Genomic DNA, 19,396 nt, shown 5'->3' with positions numbered 1-19,396 from the left:
TAAGCGGTTACCGCAGCATCATCGCGCCTCACCGGTGCGCACGAGCCGACGCGAACTCCTCGAAGCCGTACCGGCGTCTTGGGTGTCGAGGCGCTTGATGCGCACCGCCGCGATCTTGTTGCGGCTTCGGCGCAGGATTTCGATGCGGTAGCCGTAAAACGTGAACACCTGGCCGGGCTCGGGGATCAGCTCCGCCTCATGCACGACAAGCCCCGCGATGGTGGTCGCCTCATCGTCGGGCAGGTCCCAATCCATATGGCGATTGAGATCGCGAATTGGAACAGTGCCGTCGACGTTAACGGTGCCGTCCGCCTGCGGGCGGATGTGGCTCTCGGCCGCATCATGCTCGTCAGCGATCTGTCCAACGATCTCCTCGAGGATGTCCTCGAGGGTGATCAAACCCTGCACCTCGCCGTACTCGTCAACGACGAGCGCCATCTGCGCCTTGCGCTTCAGAAACTGGGCGAGCTGATCCTTCAGCGTGGTCGTATCGGGCACGAACCAGGGCGTCGTGGCGAAGCTCATGATGTCAAGCTTGGCGACGTCCCAACTCGAGGCGGCGAGAGCGCCAAGGATGTCCTTGATGTTGAGTACGCCGACGATGTTCTCCGGCTGATCCTTCCAGATCGGGATGCGCGTATGCTGGGAGCGCAAGACCTCGTCGAGGATGACCTGCGGCGGATCGGCGGCGTCGAAAGTCTGCATCTTGGTGCGGTGGATCATGATATCCGCGATCTGAAGCTCGCCCAGATCGAGCACGCCGCCCAGCATGTGCGCGTCGTGGCGCGCAACGCCGCCTTCTCTCGTCCTCAGGTCGATCGCACCGCGGAGCTGTTCGCGCGCGGCCAGAATGTTTGCCTTGTCGTCCATTTTGCCGGGCGTGAACGCCAGCACCCAGCGCACGACAAGCTCGATTGCCTGCGTGACGGGCCCGAGCGTGGCTACCAGCACGCGCATGAACGGCGCCACGAGCAGCGCGACGCGATCCGCATAGGCGAGGGCGTAGGTCTTCGGAAGGACTTCCGCGAAGATCACGATCACGAGCGTCAGAAGGAGGGCCGCACAGACAAGACCCGCTCCCCCTGCCACATGCACGGCGAGGACGGCCGCGAGGCCCGCAGCCAAGATATCGGCCAGCGTACCGCCGATGAGCACGGCGCCGATCAGCTTTTCCGGAGATGCGAGAAGGCGGGCAACGAGCTCCGCGCGGGCGCTCCCTTCCTGCTCCAGCGCATGGATCTTGGTCCGCGAGACAGCAGAGAGTGCAGTCTCGCCAAGCCTGATAACAGCGCTCACCGCAACGAGGATGATGATCGCCAGCAGAAGTCCGATCTCGAACGTCATTCTTACACCAAGGCTGCCTCTCCCTTGGCGTTATAGCGGCTCTCGAGCGCGGACCGAAGGACGCGTTCACAAGGCGGCGTGTGCCGTGGGCTAGGCGGCGGCGATCTCGTCGGCGAGAAAGGCGCGCACCTGCGCCTCCTCAATGTCGCGCGAGATGAAGGCCTCGCCGATGTCGCGCGTAAGAATGAAGGTTAAACGTCCGTCGCGCACTTTCTTGTCCTGGCCCATGAGGCGGACCAGCTCGTCTGCATCGGCTTTGCCGCCCGGGATGCCGGCGATGCGCGTCGGCAAACCAACGGCCTCGATGTGGCGCGCAACGCGCTCGGCGGTGCCGGCCGGGCAGAGACCGAGGCTCTCCGAGAAGCGGAATGCCAGGCACGTACCGATGGCCACCCCCTCCCCGTGCAGGAGGCGATCGGAATAGCCGGTCCAGGCTTCGAGCGCATGGCCGAAGGTGTGGCCGAGGTTGAGCAGCGCGCGGTCGCCCGTCTCATGCTCGTCGCGCGCGACGATGGCGGCCTTGGCCTTGACGCTGGTCTCGATGGCGGTGACGAGCGTTTCCTGGTCGAACGCGAAGATGCCCTCATAGGCCTGCTCCAGCCAGGTGAAGAAGCCTGCGTCGCCGAGCAGACCGTATTTCACGACCTCGGCGTATCCAGCGCGCATCTCGCGTTGCGGCAGCGTCTTCAGAACGTCGGTGTCGGCAATGACGAGTGACGGCTGATGGAAGACGCCGATCAGGTTCTTGCCCTGGGGCGTGTTGATGCCCGTCTTGCCGCCGACAGAGCTGTCGACCTGGGCGAGCAGCGAGGTCGGGATCTGCACGAAGCGGATGCCACGACGTAGGATTCCGGCCGCGAAGCCGGCAAGGTCGCCGATGACGCCGCCGCCGAAGGCGACGACGAGGTCGCCGCGCTCCAGACCCATTTCCAAAAGGCGCTCGCACAAGGGGCCCAACGCGGCGAAGCTCTTGGTCGGCTCGCCGGCCGGCAGCACGATGGAGCCCTTGTGACGCCCCTCGGCGCGCAGGCTCGCTTCCAGGGCAGCGAGATGATGGCGCGCCACGTTCTCGTCGGTGACGATGCCGCAACGGGCCTTGCCGAGGCGGCCGGCGACGAGGCGGCCGGCCTCCGTCAGAAGATCCGGCCCGATCAGCACATCATAGGAGCGCCCGCCGAGCGGTACCGGCACGGTGCGGGCGGCTCGGGTCGTGGCGGCCATGGAATGGGCTAGGGTCGGCATAGGCTTGATCTCTGGACTTTGGGTGCGGCTTTCAAGGGTTTCTTGTTGGGACCGACGATTCACGCTTCAGGCTGATAGGGCCTGAAGCGATCGTGGTCCTTGTGCTGGGACCGACGATTCACGCCTCAGGCTGATAGGGCCTGAAGCGATCGTGGTCCTTGTGCTGGGACCGATGATTCACGCCTCGGACTGGACCCTGAAGCGATTGTGGTCGTTGGTATAGGAAGCGATCATGGTCCAGTATCAGATCGTGGTCGGTTGCGCCAATGCGGGGTGGCGCGACAGGGCGAGAACGATCTCTCCGACGATGCTTTCGTGCGGGATCTCGCGGCTTTCGACCGTCAAATCCGCCTCGGCGTAGACGGGATAGCGCTTCCGCATCAGGTCGCGCATGATCTGCTCGGGATCACCACCCTTGAGCAGCGGTCGGCAGTCGCGCTTCCCGACACGGCGCATGAGAACCGGCAGCTCCGCGCGGAGCCAGATGGAAATACTGGCCTCGCGGATCTGCTCGCGCGTCTCGGGGGTCATAAAGGCGCCGCCGCCGGTGGCGAGCACCTGCGGGCCGTTGCCGAGCAGCCGGGCGATCACCTTGGCCTCCCGGTCGCGAAAAAAGGCCTCGCCATGGTCGGCGAAAATCTCGCTGATGGACTTCTGGGCGACGCGCTCGATCTCGTCGTCGGTATCGACGAAGGGCAGGCCGAGGCGCGCGGCAAGGCGCCTGCCGATGGACGACTTTCCGCAGCCCATCAGCCCGACAAGTACGAGCGAGCGCGGCCCCAGCGCCTGGCGCACTCTCTCGACGATGTCTTTGTCCTGCTCCATGCGTCTCCACGGCTCGGATCGGCCTACGCGCCCGCCCGTAGGGCACTTTCCGCATCGGCCATCAGGGCCGCGTCACTCATACTGCAACTTGCCGCCCCAAGGCGAGCCGATTGACGGCGGAGGCCGATCCTGCCTTTGATCTTGGTAAGGACTTATCAGCCATAATCGCGCCACCTTGGGCCCGGACATACCTAACCGAGGCCGCCGTTTCCATCGTGGGCGCTGTCATCCGAGCGCAATCCTTAAGATGCCGAGCCTTTTCCGCTTCCTGATCACGACCGGTTCGCTGGTGGCCCTGATCTCGACCGGGTTGTACATTCTTGCGCACCAGTTCGAGCCCGAGCAGCACGAGGTGGTGAAAGTGGTACCCGGGGTCAAGATTCGAAAGCCTGAAACAACCCCATGACCGGCTGGCCGCACGCGCCCCGCCCTTCGATTTGGCTGCGTCCGGCCCTGGCCGCCCTGTTGCTTCCCCTGGCAGCAGCCGCAGCTGCGCAGGAGCGCGCGCCGACTGTCCTTCGCGAAGACCTGGCGGCGCCGGCCGCCTACGAGGAGCGAGCACGCGGCGTGATCCGCGAGGAGCTCGACCCCGTCATGTCGGCGGACGGCTCAGGGCTGCCGCACGAGCTCTGGAACGGGCTTTCCGCGGAAGCCTTCGCAGAAGCCATAGCCGGTCTTCAGCTTCCGCCGAAGTCGCCGACGCTGCAGGGCCTGTGGCGGCGGCTGATCGGATCAGACACGGTTCCGGTCTCGGGTGTCGATGGCGCGCGCTTCACGGCGTTGCGTATCGAGGCGCTCGAGCGCTCCGGCCTTATCGACGAAGTGACCGCCGTTCTGGCGCGCGATCCTCAAGCCTCTAGCGATCCTCTTCTGCTGGCGCTGACAGCGCGCAGCGAGATCGGTCTCGGCAACATGGAACGCGGCTGCGAGATCGCGCGCGGATTGCGGTCGGCGCAATCCGGACTGCCGAAGCCGATGCAGGCCGACGTCATCCTCATCAACGGCATCTGCGCGGTGGCGTCGGGCGACAAAGCCGCGGCCGCGATCCAGGCCGGCATCCTCAAGGAGCTCGATCTGGGGCTCGTCGGTGCCGACCTCCTGGACGCGATTGCCGGGGGGCTCAAGCCCGAGATCCCGAAAGATACGCCTCTCACGCTCCTCGACTATCGCGTCGCAGCGCTTGGAGGCGAGGCGGACGCGGGGGCGCTTATTTCTGCAGCGCAGCCGGCGCTGCTCGCGGGGCTCGCGCACGATCCACGCGTGGCGGCCGACGTGCGGCTCGCGGCAGGTGAAGCCGCTGCCAAGATCAATGTGCTTCCCGCGCAGGAACTGTCGCCGCTCTATCGCGCGGAGGGAGCGGGCGGAGACGCCGGCACCATCGAACGCGCGGGGCTCTTCAAGTCGGCTGAGGGTGAGCAGACGCCGCTCAAGAAATCGCGCCTCATTCGCGCGTTTCTCGATCACGCGCGGCGCGCGGGTTTCTATTGGCAGTCGTTGCAGCTCATGGCGGGGCCGACACAATCGCTGGAACCGGCACCGGAGATCGGCTGGTTCGCGGAGACGGGCGTCGAGGTCAATCTGTCGGCGGGCAACTTCGAGGCCGCCCGACGCTGGGCCGCCTTCATCGACGCGCCTTACACAGCCAACCGTCCCTCAGACCCGCTGGCGCATTGGATCGCGCTCGCAGATATCGCCGATCCGGCCGTGACAAGCGGCCATGGGCGTAGCCTCGCGGCCGTCGAGACGCTTGCCGCGCGGGGGCGGATTCCGCCCGATCTCTTGCACCGTATCGTGACGGTACTCGACGCGCTCGATATCGCCGTGCCGATGCCGCTGTGGGATTTTGCCGGGCGTGCGCCGCAACCCGCAGGCGGGCATCTTCCCGATACAGGCGTGTTGTCCGAGCTCGCGGATGCTTCGACAAAGAAGCAGTTCGGGCGCACCGTCCTCCTGGTCATGCGCACGATCGGGCCACAAGGCGCGGACGGCGCGCACATGATTGCGCTCGGCGATGCGCTGCGGGCGTTGCAGCGCGCGGGCCTCAAGGCCGAGGCACGCCAGCTCGCGCTCGAAGCGCTGTTTGAAGCTTGGCCGCGCACGGTGGGCCAATGACAGACGATCGGCAGCATGTGGCGGCGTTTCTCGAAATGATGGCCGCAGAGAAGGGCGCGGCGGCGAATACGCTCGACGCCTATCGCCGCGACCTCGCCGACTTCACCTCTTTTCTCGCAAACGCGGGCATCGAGATCGCGGATGTGCGGAAGGCGGAGGTGTCGCGTTATCTGCAGGAGCTTTCCGTTGCAGGGCTGAAAGCTACCTCGCGGGCGCGGCGGCTCTCCGCCGTGCGCCAGCTGTACAAATTTCTCGAAGCCGAGGGCGTCGTTGCGGAGAGCCCGGTGGAAGGTCTCAAGGCACCGGGCAAAGCGCGTGCGTTGCCGAAGACGCTCTCCGTCGACGAGGTGGACCGCCTGATCGCGACGGCGGCCGGCGCAGTGGAGGGGCTCACCGGGCGCGACCTCGTGCGCGCCGTGCGTCATCACTGCCTGCTCGAGATGCTGTACGCTACCGGCATGCGCGTTTCCGAGCTGGTCTCGCTGCCGCGCAGCGTGCTCAAGGGCGATCCGCGGCTGCTCCAGATCCGTGGCAAGGGCGGACGCGAGCGGCTCGTGCCTCTCAACGCAAACGCACGCACGGCGCTGACGCGGTATCTGGCGCTTGGCTCCACCCCCGAGGACGGCGTCGCGCCGATGATCCATACGCGCTATCTCTTTCCCTCGCGCGGCGACCAAGGTCACCTGACGCGGCAACGGTTCGCGCAGGACCTCAAGGACACGGCGCTTGCGGCGGGTCTGGATCCCGAGCGCGTCTCCCCGCACGTGCTGCGACATGCCTTCGCGAGCCATTTGCTCGACCGGGGAGCCGACCTCCGTAGCGTGCAGAGCCTGCTCGGGCATGCCGACATCTCGACCACCGAGATCTACACCCATGTGCTCGAGGAGCGGCTCAAGCGGCTTGTCACCGAGCACCATCCCCTGGCGAAGAAAAGCTCCTAGCGCGCAGGACTTAACCACCAGAGCTGCGGCCCATTTACGAATAATTGGGTGGGGGTTGACAGAAAATCCGCCAGGAGGTCAACGTGCCGCCTGCTTTCCGGATAATCTGCCCGCGTACCTCGCTGCCCGCATGAGGCCCCCGCTTGGAAACCACGAAGATCGACCGTCAAATCCCTGTCCGCACCTATCTCGACTTCGAAAAGCCGATCGCTGAGCTCGAGAGCAAGGTCTCGGAGCTCAAGGCTCTCGAGGACGGAGAGGGCGTGTCGATCTCGGAGGAGATCAAGAAGCTCGAGCAGAAGGCCAAGGCGGCGCTGGTCGACACCTACGGCAAGCTCACGCCCTGGCAGAAGACGCAGGTGGCACGCCATCCCGACCGGCCGCACGCGCTCGACTACGTCTCTGCGCTGATCGAAGATTTCACGCCGCTCGCCGGCGACCGCTACTTCGCCGAGGACGAGGCGATCATGGGCGGCCTCGGCCGCTTTCGTGGGCGCTCTGTCGTCATCATCGGGCACGAGAAGGGCTCGGATACGGAAGGGCGCATCCGGCACAACTTCGGCATGGCGCGCCCCGAGGGCTACCGCAAGGCGGTGCGGCTCATGGATCTAGCCGACCGGTTCAACCTGCCGGTCATCACGCTGGTGGATACGGCGGGTGCCTATCCCGGCATCGGCGCCGAGGAGCGCGGTCAGGCCGAGGCCATCGCCCGCTCGACCGACAAGTGCCTCGCCATCGGGGTGCCGCTGATCGCCCTTGTGATCGGTGAGGGCGGTTCGGGCGGCGCCATTGCCATCGCGGCCGCCAACAAGATCCTGATGCTCGAGCATGCGATCTACACCGTCGCCTCGCCCGAAGCCGCGGCCTCCATTCTGTGGCGCGATTCGTCGAAGGCCATCGACGCAGCGACGAACATGAAAATCACGGCCCAGGATCTCGACACCCTGGGGGTGATCGACGTCATCATCCGGGAGCCCGTGGGCGGCGCGCACCGGGACCGAGCGCTTGCGATCCAGACCGCTGGCGACGCCATCGCCAAGGCGCTGGCCGAGTATGACGGGAAATCCCCAGAAGAAATCAGGCGGTTGCGCCACGAGCGCTTCCTCAACATCGGCCGCCAGCTGTAACATCGGCCTCAGCCGTATATTGTCCGCGTACCGCCGCATGTGCGCCGTAATCCGTCGCAAGACTTGACTTTGCGTGCGTTCGTCCTGAAAAGTCTCAGGAATCCGTAACGTTAATGCAATCTTTACGGTTGCGGTCGGATGGTCGTTCGTATGCGCCAAGGGGGGAATGCGTGTGCGTCTAGACATCCTCGGTGACACCCTTGTCTCCCGCGTCAAGCTCGCGCTTGCGGCGGGGTTTGCGTGTGTCGCCGCGGGTTGCTCCAGTGTGCCCGCGCTTTTGCCGCCATCCGAGCAGCCGCTTACGCCCGAGACCGTCTCGCTCATCGGCAAGAAGGGCATGCAGGCCGGCGCCCCCATCTTCGTGCGCATCTTCAAAGAAGAATCCGAGCTCGAAGTGTGGAAGATGCGCGACGACGGGCGCTTCTATCACTTCAAGACCTACCCGATCTGCAACTGGTCGGGCGATCTCGGGCCGAAGATCAAGGAAGGCGACAAGCAGGCGCCGGAGGGCTTCTACACGATCGCCCAGACGCAGATGAACCCCAACTCCAAGTTCTATCTGGCTTTCAACCTCGGCTATCCGAACGCCTACGACCGCGCGCACGGACGCACCGGGCAGGCGCTGATGATCCACGGCAAATGCAAGTCTGCCGGCTGCTATGCGATGACCGACGCGCTGGCGGAGGAGATCTATGCGCTGGCGCGCGATGCCTTCCGCAGCGGCCAGCAGAGCTTCGAGGTGCACGCGTTCCCGTTCCGCATGACGCAGGAGAAGCTCGACCGCTTCAAGAAGCACCAGTGGTACTCCTTCTGGAAGACGCTCAAGGAAGGCTACGACTTCTTCGAGGCGAACCGCATCCCGCCGGCGATCGCGGTCTGCGAGCGCCGCTACGTCGTTAACGCCGTGCTGGCGGAGCCGCAGCTGATCGATCCGCTGGGTCGTTGCCCGCGCTTCTTGCGGCCCAATCTGCAGGCCTTCACGCCGCGGCCATCGGAGTGGAAGCTCGCCTCGGAGCGCTTGGCCGTGCCTGGCCCGAAGACGCGTGACGCCTCGGAAGTCGCATCCACGACGCGCGCGCAATCTGTTCCTGCCTACGCGAGCACGACAGGCTCCGTGCCCACGCTCAGCGGCATGCCGCCCGGCGCCTCGGCGCTCGGCTTCAATCCATAATGCGGGCCGCGATGCGCATCCTGCGTGCGCTTTTTCTGCTCGTCGTCGCGCTTGCCATCTCGGCCGTAATCTTCGCTTCCGTTCGCCCGGTCGAGGCGGAGCGCGTCTGGATCGGTATCGAGCGGCACTGGCGCTCGATGCTCGCGTCGTATGGCGTGGCGCTGCCGGGGACGCCAGACCTCGCTAATCTCGACAGCCGCCTCGCCGCGCATGGACTCAAAGTCGGCGACCCGATCTTCATGCGCATCTTCAAGCGCGAGTTCGAGCTCGAGCTCTGGATGAAGCGCGATGGCCGCTTCCACCGCTTCGCGACCTACCCGATCTGCAAGTGGTCGGGGGAGCTCGGTCCCAAGCTCAAGACGGGCGACCGGCAGGCGCCGGAAGGCTTCTATACGGTCGATGCGACGGCGCTCAATCCGAACAGCGCCTGGCATCGCTCCTTCAACCTCGGATTTCCGAACGCCTTCGACCGCGCGCACGCACGCACGGGATCGTTCCTGATGGTGCACGGGGGCTGCGGCTCGATCGGATGCTATGCGATGACCAATCCCGTCATAGACGAGATCTGGCAGCTCGTGACGAGCGCACTCAAGAGTGGGCAGCAGCGCTTCCAGGTGCAGGTGTTTCCGTTCCGCATGACGGAGCGCAACCTGGGGCGGCACGAGGCTTCATCGCTGGCGCCGTTCTGGGCCGACCTCAAGACAGGCTATGATCTGTTCGAAGCGAGCCAGCTACCGCCTAAGGTGAGTGTGTGCGGCAAGCGCTACGCCTTCCAGGCAGGCAGCGAAGGCAATGACGGCTCGGCGCCGATCGGGGCGGGCTGTCCCGCGGCGACAACGTCTGCGCCTTAACGTCTTCAGTTTTCCACATCTTGCATCGCCGACTGTGGCTTCACGGGTTCGCCGGCAATGCCGAATTATCGATACCGCCACGGCAGGCTTTCGTCGCCGCTTCGCTCATGCTTTGAATTGCAAAGCTTTCTAGGCAGGGCGGAATGGCTGGCGGGATGCGGAAACTGAGACGGTTTGCTGTACGGCAGGCGGCCAGCGCCGGCCTCGTCGCGGTGACTCTCCTCGGGGGCCTCGGCAACAGCCACGCGATCACCATCGAGCTCAAGGACGTTGCGCCCGATCGCATCGAGCGCCAGCGGGCCGCTGCGGACGGTCGCATCCCACTCTCCCGGACTCCCGATGTCGACCGTCTCGCCGAGCGCCTGCAAGAAGCCGGCGTGAAACCCGGCGCGCCGATGCTGATGCGCATCTTCAAGGAAACGAGCGAGCTCGAGGTCTGGCTCGAGAAGGGCGACCGCTTCCACCTGTTCGCGACTTACCCGATCTGCCACTGGTCGGGGACGCTCGGCCCCAAGCTGCGAGAAGGCGACAAGCAGACGCCGGAAGGCTTCTATGCGATCAACAGCCGGCAACTGCGCCATATCGGCCGGTGGCCGCGTGCCATCAATCTCGGGTATCCGAACACATTCGATCGCGCGCATAACCGCGACGGCTCGTATATCCTGATGCACGGAGGCTGTTCCTCGGTCGGGTGCTTCGCCATGACCAACCCGGTGATGAGCGAGATCCATGGACTGGCGAAAGCGGCGATCGGCGACGGCCAGCGCTATATTCCCGTGCACGTGTTTCCGTTCCGCATGACGGACGCAGCGCTGTCGGCGCGCGCCGACAGCCCGTGGCACGATTTCTGGGCAACGCTGAAGGAAGGCTACGCGTCGTTCGAGCGCACGAAGCGGCCGCCGCGGGTCAGCGTCTGCAAAGGGGAATACCGTGTCGAGGACGCGCTGCCGAAATCTGCGGCGGCCGCCGAGGAGCCGCAGGCAAAGCGTGGCCGCCGCGGACGGGCTCGTGGCGAGTTGATGCTGGGTGCGCTCAGGACGCACTGTCCGGAGCCCCTGGTCGTCACGGCGGATGGCAAAGAGCATACGACGTCCGCGACAACCGACCGCACGCCGGTCGACGGGCAGACTGTCACGCAGCGCTGAGGCGCTTGCCGCACGCTCTTTGCGCGTGTCATACACCCCCTCGTTCAGGAGCGAAATTTGAGGGAGTGACCCGGAATGTCGGACTCGCAGAGCGGAAAGCTCGAGAAGGCGCTGGAAACGGCCATTTTCGCCAGCCGCTGGATCCTGGCGCCGTTCTATCTCGGCCTGGCCATTTCCATCGTGATCGTTTTCATCAAGTTCATCGGCGAGCTGATCCACCTCGCGGCGCACGCTTTCTCATCCACCGAGAGCGAGGTCATTCTGGGCGTGCTGGCCCTTGTCGACCTGACGCTGATGGGCTCGCTTTTGATCATCGTGATCTTCTCGGGCTACGAGAACTTCGTCTCCAAGATCGATCACAGCGGGCACAAGGACTGGCCGGAGTGGATGGGAACCATCGACTTCTCGGGTCTCAAGCTGAAGCTCTTGTCGTCGATCGTTGCCATCTCGGCGATCCAGCTTTTGAAGCAGTTCATGTCTATCCAGAACGTCTCGGAGCGCGAGATCTTCTGGCTGGTCGTGGTGCACGTCGTGTTCGTGGTGTCGAGCGTTCTGCTTGCGCTCTCCGATCGCATCTCCGGTAAAGCCAGCCATTAGCGGTCTTGAGGCTCCGCCGCGTGCTCAGGCGACGCGGCGGGGCTTGCGCTTGGTCAGGAACGGCAGCAGGGCTTCCTGCGGGCGCGCCTTGCTGAACAGGTAGCCCTGACCCTGCTCGCAGCCGATGCTGCGCAGGCAAGCGAGTTCCGCGTCCGTCTCGATACCCTCGGCGGTCGTCGCCTTGCCGAGCGTCTCTCCGAGACCGACAATCGCGCGCACCACCGCCTGCTTCTCAACGTTGCTTGCGATACCTTCCACGAACGACCGATCGATCTTGATCTTGTCGAAAGGGAAGCTGCAGAGATAGCCCAGCGACGAATAGCCGGTGCCGAAGTCGTCCATAGCGATGCGCGCGCCGAGATTGCGCAGCTCTGCCAGCGTGTCGAGCACGTGGGTCGACCGATCGAGAAATAGGGATTCTGTGATCTCGAGCTCGAGGCGGTCCGGTGCGAGACCGGTCAGCGTCAGCGCGCTCTCGACCATCTCGCGCACGTTGCCGCAGCGGAACTGCATCGGCGACAGGTTGACGGCCACCCGCACATCCTGCGGCCAGGTGACCGCGTCGCGGCAGGCGCGGCGCAGAACGAACTCTCCGAGCGCCCAGATCAGGCCTGCTTCTTCGGCTATGGGAATGAATTCCGCCGGAGAGACGAAGCCGCGCCCCTCGTGCGACCAGCGCACCAGCGCCTCGGCTGCCGTGATGCGCCCCGTCTTCAGCGAGACCAGCGGCTGGTAGTGCACGTCGAGCGTTCCGCGCTCGATGGCCTGGCGCAGATCGGCTTCCAGGCTGCGGCGCTCCTGTGCGCGCGCGTTCATCTCCGCTTCGAAGTAGCGGAACGAGCCCTTGCCGCGCAGCTTGACCTGTGACAGCGCGAGGTTGGCGTTCTTCAAGAGCTTCTCGGCGTCCTCGCCGTCGCCCGGCGCAACCGCGATGCCGATGCTGGCTCCGATCGTGACCTCCTGGCCCTGGATCTTGAAGGGCGTGCTGACCACATCGATCAGCCTGCGCGCGACGGCGCTCACCTCCTCGGGGTCCGAGACATCGCGCATGATGATGCCGAACTCGTCGCCGCCGAGACGTGCGGGCGTGGCTTCCTGGCGTAGCGTGTTGGCGATGCGCCGCGCGACGGCCTGAAGCAACAGGTCGCCGGCACCCGGCCCCATCGTCTCGTTCACGGACTTGAAGTTGTCGAGCCCCAAGCACAAGGACGCACCCAGGCCGCCCTTGGCCTTGAGTCCAGTCAGCATCTTCTCGGCATGCTTGAGATGAGCCGCGCGGTTGGCGAGGCCGGTCAGCGAGTCGTGGCGCGCGAGGTAAGCTACCTGCGCCTCGGCACGCCGACGCTCCGTGATGTCGACCGCCGCAACCAGGATGGCGGGCGTGCGATCATGGACAATCGATTGAGAAAAGATCGCGACCTCGATAGCGGTTCCGTCACGCTTGAGGTGCGTCCATACATGTCCAGCCATGATACCGGGATCAGCGCTGTAGAGCTGCCCGATCCGGCCCGAATCCGTGTCGCGATGCAAAGCCTGAACCGGCTTGCCGATGAGATCATCATCCGGATAGCCGTAATGATCACGCGCAGAGGCGTTGGCAGACAGAATGCGCTTGTCGGAATCGGCAACGACGAACATCGGTACCGGGTTGGCCTCGAACAGCAGGCGGAACGAAGCCTCGCGCTCCTTGAGCTCCGTGATGTCGACGCGAATGCCGATCACTCCGCCGTCGCTCGTGCGCCGCTCCTCGATCATCAGGCAGCGGCCATCAGAGAGCCATTGCTCGTGGCGCTCGCGCGGCTGCCTGAGCTGGGCGAGACGTTCGGCGATCCATTCCTCCTCGCGCCCCTTCGCTGCGGGATAGTCGCCGCGGCTGACGCCGATGCGCAACGTGTCCTCAAGCTTGACGCCTACTTTGAAGAGGTCTGCGGAGCGATGGTAGATGCGTGCGTACTGCTCGTTCCAGAGCACGTAGCGGCCTTCACCATCGAGGAATACGATACCTTGCGGAAGGATCTCGATTGCTTCGCGCAGGCGCGAATTGGCTGTCCGGGCCTGTTCAACTGCGCTGCGTGCGAGCTTCAGCGCGCGCTCCACCTCCGTGGATTCGGCAGCAGCCGAAGCGGGGGCACCGTGCCGGATGGCGGCATCGCCCTTCAAAACCTTGAGCGCGGCGCGCAAGGGCCACCGCCCGCGCATACTCGTTCGCTTCTCTGTCGTCCGCCGCTTCATTGCCGAAACCCACTACCCAACACTTTGTACAGGCGTGAGTATTCCGGGCGGCTAATTAATGACCTCCTTCTCAGACATCTGACAAAATGGTTCCATATCAAAAACATGGCTTAAACAATGCCCGGCACTTGAGCACCTGACAGTCGCGAAAGGAGTCGTCCGGTAACGTCCGCGCAACTGTTGACTCCGGTTTGGTCTATTTTGTCCGTTTACCAGCCGTTATCAGTAGGCCGACCGTTTACAAATTGTTTTGCGTTGCTCAAACGCTTTGCATTCAATGAATTTTCCGGATTCTTGGTTTTATGGTTAGCGGATCGTCAACACGGTGGGCGACACAAAGAACCCCTCCCGCCTTCACGGCGAAAGGGGTCCCGAAACCACGCAGAAACTGAAAGCGATCAAGTGCGCCAGGGATGCTCCGGAAGCTCCGAGACACCGACTGGCTTGATGCCGGCCGCAGCCACCTGATGGTCGTTCTCCACCGAGCTGCCCGACACGCCGATGGCGCCGATCAGCACGCCTTCCTTGTCGACGATCGGCAGGCCGCCCGGGAAGGTGATCAGTCCATCGTTCGAATGCTCGATGCCGAACAGTGGACCGCCCGGCTGCGAGAGCTTGCCGATCTGGCCCGTTGGCATACCGAAGAACACCGCCGTTTTCGCCTTCTTGATGGCAATGTCGATGGAGCCCACCCACGCGTCATCCATGCGGTGAAACGCCTTCAGGTTAGCGCCGCTGTCGACGACGGCGATACACATTTTTGTCTTGGTTTTTTCCGCCTCCTTGCGGGCGGCTTCGATGATCTTCTTTGCGTCGTCGATTGTGACATGCATCGGTGTTCTTCCTCCGGTCTCGCGCGGGGGTTTGCGCAGGACGTGATATCGGCCCGGGAGGCATGAATTTCAACGGCGTTTAGAGCCGCACCTTCCGGGGAGTTAATTGCGGCTTCACGCCCTGAGCGAACGTGTCGAATTCTGCTTGCGTTCCGCGAAAAACGTTGAGATCGAGATCGCCCTCGACGGCCCAAGCGGCGGCCGCGTTTGTGATACTGCCAGATGCCCCACTACCCGTGTCGGAACAGGGGGGCGGGATCGTCAGGCCGCGGCCCCCAGAAGCGCTTGCCCGCGACGACCGAGTGCCCCGCAAAACCGGCGAGAAAACCAGAGCTCTTTCCTCACGCTATTTTCCGTCGGCAGCTTTCTCGCCGAGCTTGTAGAGGTTCGAGAGCAGCGCGTCGAAGCCGCCCGCTCCTGAGCCCGTGTGCAGATCGATGCGGCCGACCTTCTCGACGAGCTTTTCCAGCGCCTCGAGCTCCTTCAGACGCAACAGCAGCGAGTTGTTCTCCATCAGCTTCGCCGTGTTCAAGAGCGACCGCGTGGCGGCCGTCTCCTCCTGGCGGCGAATGATGTTCGCCTTGGCGACACGCTCAGCCTCCACGACCTTGTTCAAAAGCTCGCGCACGTCACCCGGCAGGATCACGTCCTTGACACCGATCTCTCCGACCTCGGCGCCGAGATCTGCGGCGCGCTCGGTCACGTAGGCGCGCACCTCGCGGTCGATGGTATCGCGCGCGGCCAGAATCTCGTCGAGCGTGCGCGCGGCAACAGCCTCGCGGATCGCGAACTGGATCAAGCGGTAGAGCGTGGCGTTGACGTCGGGCGCGGCAAGCGCTGCCTTCTCCGGATCGACGATGCGCGCGAAAGCCGTCAACGTCACGCGGATGCCGACGCGATCCTTGGTCAGTATCTCTTGTGCCGTTACCTCGAGCGGCTGCGGGCGCAGGTCCATCTTGACGATGCGCACCTGACGACCGACGGACCAGAACCCGTACCGGCCCGGTACAAGCCGCTCCGTCAAAACACCGTCGACAAACAGAAGGCCCGCTTCGCTCGCCTCGACGACCGTCGTCACGAGCGCGCCGCCGGCGCGCGCCGCATCCAGTCTGTCCAGGTGGCGCTTCTCGACGCGCCATGTCGACGCGGTGTCTATGACCTCGACATCGACAGCCGTCAGCGTCTTCCAGAACGCGCGCGTGGTGTTCGGCAGCACGAGGTGCTTCGGCTCGCCGTCGAGCGAGACGATGGCGACCTCGGTCGGCCCCGTCTGCACGATCGCAAAATTCTCGTCCGCGAGATCCGGCTCCGTCTTGGCGAACATGCGTGCGCGCTCCGGCGCAATTTCGGCACGCAGGACCTTCACGATCTCGACGGACGCTTGGCGGAACGGATCGAACTCGACGAAACGGCCCGGCTCGAGCAGGCGCACGAAGCGCCCGTCACGGTAGAGGAAGGCGCGCTCTTCGTCCTTCACGATTGCCGTGGTCCAAAAGCTCAGGCGGGACATGGGAAACTCCGGATACCTGTTGGCAGTCAGGGCACTCTGAGCGTGCCCCTCCTTTTCGTTCTTAGTTAGGGCCAGCAGGTCGCCGGCCGCTCTTCCACAACGATGACGCGGGCCCCCGCTTCAGCCACGCGGCTCGGCCTTCCGCGACATGCTCTCGGGCAAGCCCGCAGGCCCGCCTCCGATACGCGCCGCTCCGGCTTCGCCGCGAGGCGATATCCGCGCGGGGCACGGAGCGCTTCGCCGCTTGCCGCCGCCCCGCCATCTCGGCCGAAGCCTTGATGACGATGCTTGGGCAGGAACAACGACCGGCTCCCAGAAGTCGAGATCGCTTGGAGGCGATTGGCATGGGGATCGAACCCATCACAGCGAGATTAACAGTCTCGTGCTCTACCCACTGAGCTAGCCGTTTGGAGAAGCTAAAGGGACTCGAACCCTCGACCTCCCGGCATGGCCGGGCGCTCTGCCGCTGAGCTACAGCCTCAGATTCCCAGTCGACGCGGAACACGCGGCCGCAAGGCGGTGCGCGCCAGCCGGGTCTCGGCGAGCCCGGACACATGGCGCCGATCAGGAGGCCGTGAGTAAACAGCCGATTGGGGCGGAATTCCATTCCCGCCCTGCGAAACCGCTGCCGATCGTTACGCGAAAGCCTCATCCCGCACTCGATTGTTCGCAACGTGCGGCTCCGCGTTGCGCGCCGTGGGCCGGCGGAGTACCCCAACGGAGCGTTACGTCCGGGACAGCGAGCGGCTGCGGGGGGTCGGCACGCTGCAGAGCGGAGAGCAAAGCCGGCCGAGGCCGAAAGTCGTTACGGGATAGAGGGATGCCGAGATTAAGCCTGCCTGGCAGCGCGCTGAAGCAGCGCTACGACGTGATCGTCGTCGGCTCGGGTTACGGCGGCGGTGTCACGGCCTCGCGTCTTGCGCGCGCGGGCAAGCGTGTCGCCGTGCTCGAACGCGGGCGCGAGATCGAGACCGGGGCGTTTCCGCAGAAATTCTCCGAGCTCAAGAACGAGTTCCAGGTCACGGGCCAGAACTTCCGCACCGGATCCGAGCAGGCGATCTATGACGTGCGTCTCGGCCGCGACATGCACGTGCTGGTGGGCTGCGGGCTCGGTGGCGGCTCGCTCGTCAACGCCGGCGTGTCGCTGGTGCCGGACCGGCGCGTGTTCGCGGACGAAGCATGGCCGGGGCAGATCGTGCAGGACGGCACGCTCGATGAAGGGTTCCGGCGCGCCCGGCAGTGGATCCGTCCCGCGACCGATCCGCGGTTCCGCGAGATGACGAAATTCTCCGTGCTCGAAGCGGCCGGGCGCGGCATGGACGGCGATCCGGTGGCTTCGCCAGTCGCCGTGAGCTTCGAGGAAACGCTCAATCCCGCCGGCCTCTCGCAGCCGGCCTGCACGCGGTGCGGCGACTGCTGTGCTGGCTGCAACGTCGGCGCAAAGAACACCGTGGCGATGACCTATCTGCCGGATGCGGCACGGCATGGGGCCGAGCTCTTCACCGGTTTCAAGGTCGATGTCGTGCGCAAGGGCGCGGACGGCATCTGGCAGGTCGCGGCAAAAGCCGTGGGACCTGACCGCAGTATCCCGGAGGTTACGATCGAGGCGCCGGTCGTCGTGCTCGCCGCCGGCACGCTCGGCTCGACGGAGATCCTGCTGCGCGCACGCGCGGCGGGCCTCAAGCTCTCGGACAAGCTCGGTCATCGCTTCTCCGCCAACGGCGACATCATCGCCTTCGGCTATGGCGCGAAGCCTGTCGTCAACGCCGTGGGCGTCGGTCATCCGGCGAAGTTGGAGGGGCTCGACGTCGGCGTGGCAGTATCCGGACAGCTCGAGTTCCGCGACGCGGAGACGCTGGCCAATCAGCTCCACGTGCAGGAGGGTGCGCTGCCGTCGGCGTTCGCCTCCGTGCTGCCGGTTATGTTCCTGCCGAACGGGCGTCTGCTCGGCGCGCTGTCGAGTCTCGTCAGCGGCGTCTACAAAGGGCCGTTCGCGCATCTGCAGACGTTCTTCGCCGTCTCGCACGACAGCGCCTCGGGCCGTTTCGCGCTCGAGGATGATCGGCTGGCGCTGGCCTGGCCGGGCGCCAAGGACGAGCCCGTCTACGCGCGGCTCGACGCCATCCTTTCCGAGCTCGTGGCGGCGAGCGGCGGTTCATACGTCAAGAACCCGCTGGCGGGTACGGTCATGGGGCATCAGCCGGCAACGGCGCATCCGCTCGGCGGCTGCGGCATGGGGCGCGAGCGCGGCGAGGGCGTGGTGGATCACAAGTGCCGGGTCTTCGACGGCTCGCCCGGCGCGGACGAAACCGGCGTGCATGACGGCCTCTACGTCATCGACGGCGCGGTGATCCCGCGCTCTCTGGGCGTCAATCCGCTGCTGACCATCACGGCGCTCGCCGAGCGGGCGATGCTGCACTTTGCGCAGGACCACGGTCTCAGCTACACAACGGCACCCGTTTCCCCAGCCGCCGCAGCCTGAACACTCAAGGGCTCCGCAGGGTGTTCCAGTCGAGAGACGCCGCATGCGCATCGAATACCATCGCACGCTGATCGCGGATCGCGTGCGCAACCAAGCCTTCCATGACGCGCTCAAGCGCGTGATCAAGCCGGGCGAGACGACGGTTGCCGACATCGGCGCCGGTACGGGGCTGATCGGACTCATGGCGGCGAAGCTCGGCGCGCCGGAAGTGCTCCTGTACGAAGCGGCGGAAGTCGCCGGCGTCGCCGCCCAGACGATCAAGAAGAACCGCGCTCGCGCGTGCCATCTCATGCCCTGCCACTCGACCGAGATGGAGGATCCGCCGCGGGTGGACGTCGTGGTCTCGGAGACGCTCGGCAACTATGCGTTCGAGGAGAATATCATCGACACGCTGGCGGATGCGCAGCTGCGTCATCTCAAGGACGGCGGCGTGATGATCCCGGCCCGCATCCGGCAATTCGCCGTGCCGGTGATTTCGGATCGCATCCATCGTGAGCTCACGGTGTGGGACGAGGTAGGGTTCTGCGTCGATCTCTCGGACGCGCGCGAGATGAGCCTCAACAATGTCTACGTGAGAAGCTTCTCGCCGGACGAGCTTCTCGCGGGCGGCGGCGCGGCCAAGGTGTGGGATACGGTCACGCTCGGCTCCGACAGGAAGGGCACGCGCAAGGGCGAGGTTTCCTGGAAGCTGGATGCTTCCGAAACCATCTACGGCATCGCCTACTGGTGGGAAGCGGATCTCGCCGAGGGCATCATGCTCTCGACGGCGCCCAACGCGCCGAAGACGCATTGGGAGCAGCTTTATTTTCCGCTACGCGCGCCCGTGCGTGTCGAGGCCGGCGAAAGCCTGCTCGTGACACTGCGCTCGCGCTCGTCGGAAGAGGCGGGAACACACCTGGCTTGGACAGCGGTGCTGTTCGACCGCGACGGCGCCTCGAAAGCCCGCCAAGCCATGGACCTCGACAAGGGTTGGATTCCGTAACG

15 protein-coding genes and 2 tRNA genes are annotated in these 19,396 nt (G+C 65.0%); 9 read left to right on the top strand and 8 right to left on the bottom strand.

Features of this window, described 5'->3' with window-relative positions; all coding sequences use genetic code 11:
- Nucleotides 1-18: 18 nt before the first annotated feature.
- The 3 genes from CS1GBM3_RS15630 to CS1GBM3_RS15620 all read right to left on the bottom strand — a co-directional run bounded on the left by CS1GBM3_RS15630 (nucleotide 19) and on the right by CS1GBM3_RS15620 (nucleotide 3,411).
- Entirely contained in the window at nucleotides 19-1,344 is a 1,326-nt protein-coding gene (locus tag CS1GBM3_RS15630; RefSeq protein WP_072396392.1) for an HlyC/CorC family transporter, read from the bottom strand.
- A gap of 90 nt (nucleotides 1,345-1,434) precedes the next feature.
- Nucleotides 1,435-2,586 carry a 3-dehydroquinate synthase gene (gene aroB, locus CS1GBM3_RS15625; protein WP_083567661.1) on the bottom strand — a complete coding sequence of 384 codons (1,152 nt, stop codon included), beginning with the start codon at nucleotides 2,584-2,586 and terminating at the stop codon, nucleotides 1,435-1,437.
- Nucleotides 2,587-2,829: 243 nt separating this feature from the next.
- A complete protein-coding gene (locus tag CS1GBM3_RS15620) occupies nucleotides 2,830-3,411 on the bottom strand; it encodes a shikimate kinase (protein ID WP_072396391.1) in 582 nt (193 codons plus the stop codon).
- A gap of 402 nt (nucleotides 3,412-3,813) precedes the next feature.
- On the opposite strand from CS1GBM3_RS15620, the gene CS1GBM3_RS15615 reads away from it, so the two are divergent.
- The 7 genes from CS1GBM3_RS15615 to CS1GBM3_RS15585 all read left to right on the top strand — a co-directional run bounded on the left by CS1GBM3_RS15615 (nucleotide 3,814) and on the right by CS1GBM3_RS15585 (nucleotide 11,355).
- Nucleotides 3,814-5,523, top strand: a complete 1,710-nt coding sequence (locus tag CS1GBM3_RS15615) for a hypothetical protein (protein WP_072396390.1) — start codon at nucleotides 3,814-3,816, stop codon at nucleotides 5,521-5,523.
- Nucleotides 5,520-6,464, top strand: a complete 945-nt coding sequence (locus CS1GBM3_RS15610) for a site-specific tyrosine recombinase XerD (RefSeq protein WP_072396389.1) — start codon at nucleotides 5,520-5,522, stop codon at nucleotides 6,462-6,464. Before CS1GBM3_RS15615 ends, CS1GBM3_RS15610 begins: the two co-directional genes overlap by 4 nt.
- A gap of 143 nt (nucleotides 6,465-6,607) precedes the next feature.
- Nucleotides 6,608-7,591 (top strand): acetyl-CoA carboxylase carboxyltransferase subunit alpha, encoded by a 984-nt coding sequence (locus CS1GBM3_RS15605; RefSeq protein WP_171946511.1) that lies wholly within the window; start codon nucleotides 6,608-6,610, stop codon nucleotides 7,589-7,591.
- 166 nt (nucleotides 7,592-7,757) lie between these two features.
- Nucleotides 7,758-8,762, top strand: coding sequence for a L,D-transpeptidase family protein (locus tag CS1GBM3_RS15600; RefSeq protein WP_072396388.1), 1,005 nt, complete (start codon nucleotides 7,758-7,760; stop codon nucleotides 8,760-8,762).
- Nucleotides 8,763-8,773: 11 nt separating this feature from the next.
- Nucleotides 8,774-9,613 (top strand): L,D-transpeptidase family protein, encoded by an 840-nt coding sequence (locus CS1GBM3_RS15595; RefSeq protein WP_244534669.1) that lies wholly within the window; start codon nucleotides 8,774-8,776, stop codon nucleotides 9,611-9,613.
- 155 nt (nucleotides 9,614-9,768) lie between these two features.
- On the top strand, nucleotides 9,769-10,758 hold the full coding sequence (locus CS1GBM3_RS15590) for a L,D-transpeptidase family protein (protein ID WP_083567894.1): 990 nt from the start codon (nucleotides 9,769-9,771) through the stop codon (nucleotides 10,756-10,758).
- 75 nt (nucleotides 10,759-10,833) lie between these two features.
- The gene (locus CS1GBM3_RS15585) at nucleotides 10,834-11,355 is read left to right on the top strand and encodes a TIGR00645 family protein (RefSeq protein ID WP_072396386.1); all 522 of its coding nucleotides are present in this window, start codon (nucleotides 10,834-10,836) and stop codon (nucleotides 11,353-11,355) included.
- 24 nt (nucleotides 11,356-11,379) lie between these two features.
- On the opposite strand, the gene CS1GBM3_RS15580 is transcribed toward CS1GBM3_RS15585, so the two are convergent.
- From CS1GBM3_RS15580 to CS1GBM3_RS15560, 5 genes are all read right to left on the bottom strand, one after another.
- Nucleotides 11,380-13,536 (bottom strand): putative bifunctional diguanylate cyclase/phosphodiesterase, encoded by a 2,157-nt coding sequence (locus tag CS1GBM3_RS15580; protein WP_244534668.1) that lies wholly within the window; start codon nucleotides 13,534-13,536, stop codon nucleotides 11,380-11,382.
- Between the two features lie 449 nt (nucleotides 13,537-13,985).
- Nucleotides 13,986-14,420 (bottom strand): GlcG/HbpS family heme-binding protein, encoded by a 435-nt coding sequence (locus CS1GBM3_RS15575; protein WP_072396384.1) that lies wholly within the window; start codon nucleotides 14,418-14,420, stop codon nucleotides 13,986-13,988.
- 346 nt (nucleotides 14,421-14,766) lie between these two features.
- On the bottom strand, nucleotides 14,767-15,930 hold the full coding sequence (locus CS1GBM3_RS15570; protein ID WP_072396383.1) for a slipin family protein: 1,164 nt from the start codon (nucleotides 15,928-15,930) through the stop codon (nucleotides 14,767-14,769).
- A 330-nt stretch (nucleotides 15,931-16,260) separates the two neighbouring features.
- Nucleotides 16,261-16,334, bottom strand: a tRNA-Asn gene (locus CS1GBM3_RS15565).
- 4 nt (nucleotides 16,335-16,338) lie between these two features.
- Nucleotides 16,339-16,411 (bottom strand) — tRNA-Met (locus CS1GBM3_RS15560).
- Between the two features lie 339 nt (nucleotides 16,412-16,750).
- Between CS1GBM3_RS15560 and CS1GBM3_RS15555 the strand changes: the two genes are divergently transcribed.
- On the top strand, nucleotides 16,751-18,412 hold the full coding sequence (locus CS1GBM3_RS15555) for a GMC family oxidoreductase N-terminal domain-containing protein (RefSeq protein ID WP_072396381.1): 1,662 nt from the start codon (nucleotides 16,751-16,753) through the stop codon (nucleotides 18,410-18,412).
- Nucleotides 18,413-18,455: 43 nt separating this feature from the next.
- On the top strand, nucleotides 18,456-19,394 hold the full coding sequence (locus tag CS1GBM3_RS15550; protein ID WP_072396380.1) for a 50S ribosomal protein L11 methyltransferase: 939 nt from the start codon (nucleotides 18,456-18,458) through the stop codon (nucleotides 19,392-19,394).
- The last annotated feature ends 2 nt before the right edge of the window (nucleotides 19,395-19,396 follow it).

Source organism: Hyphomicrobium sp. CS1GBMeth3 (assembly GCF_900117455.1).
GTDB lineage: Bacteria > Pseudomonadota > Alphaproteobacteria > Rhizobiales > Hyphomicrobiaceae > Hyphomicrobium_C.
This window is presented reverse-complemented; position numbering and strand designations above follow the sequence as displayed.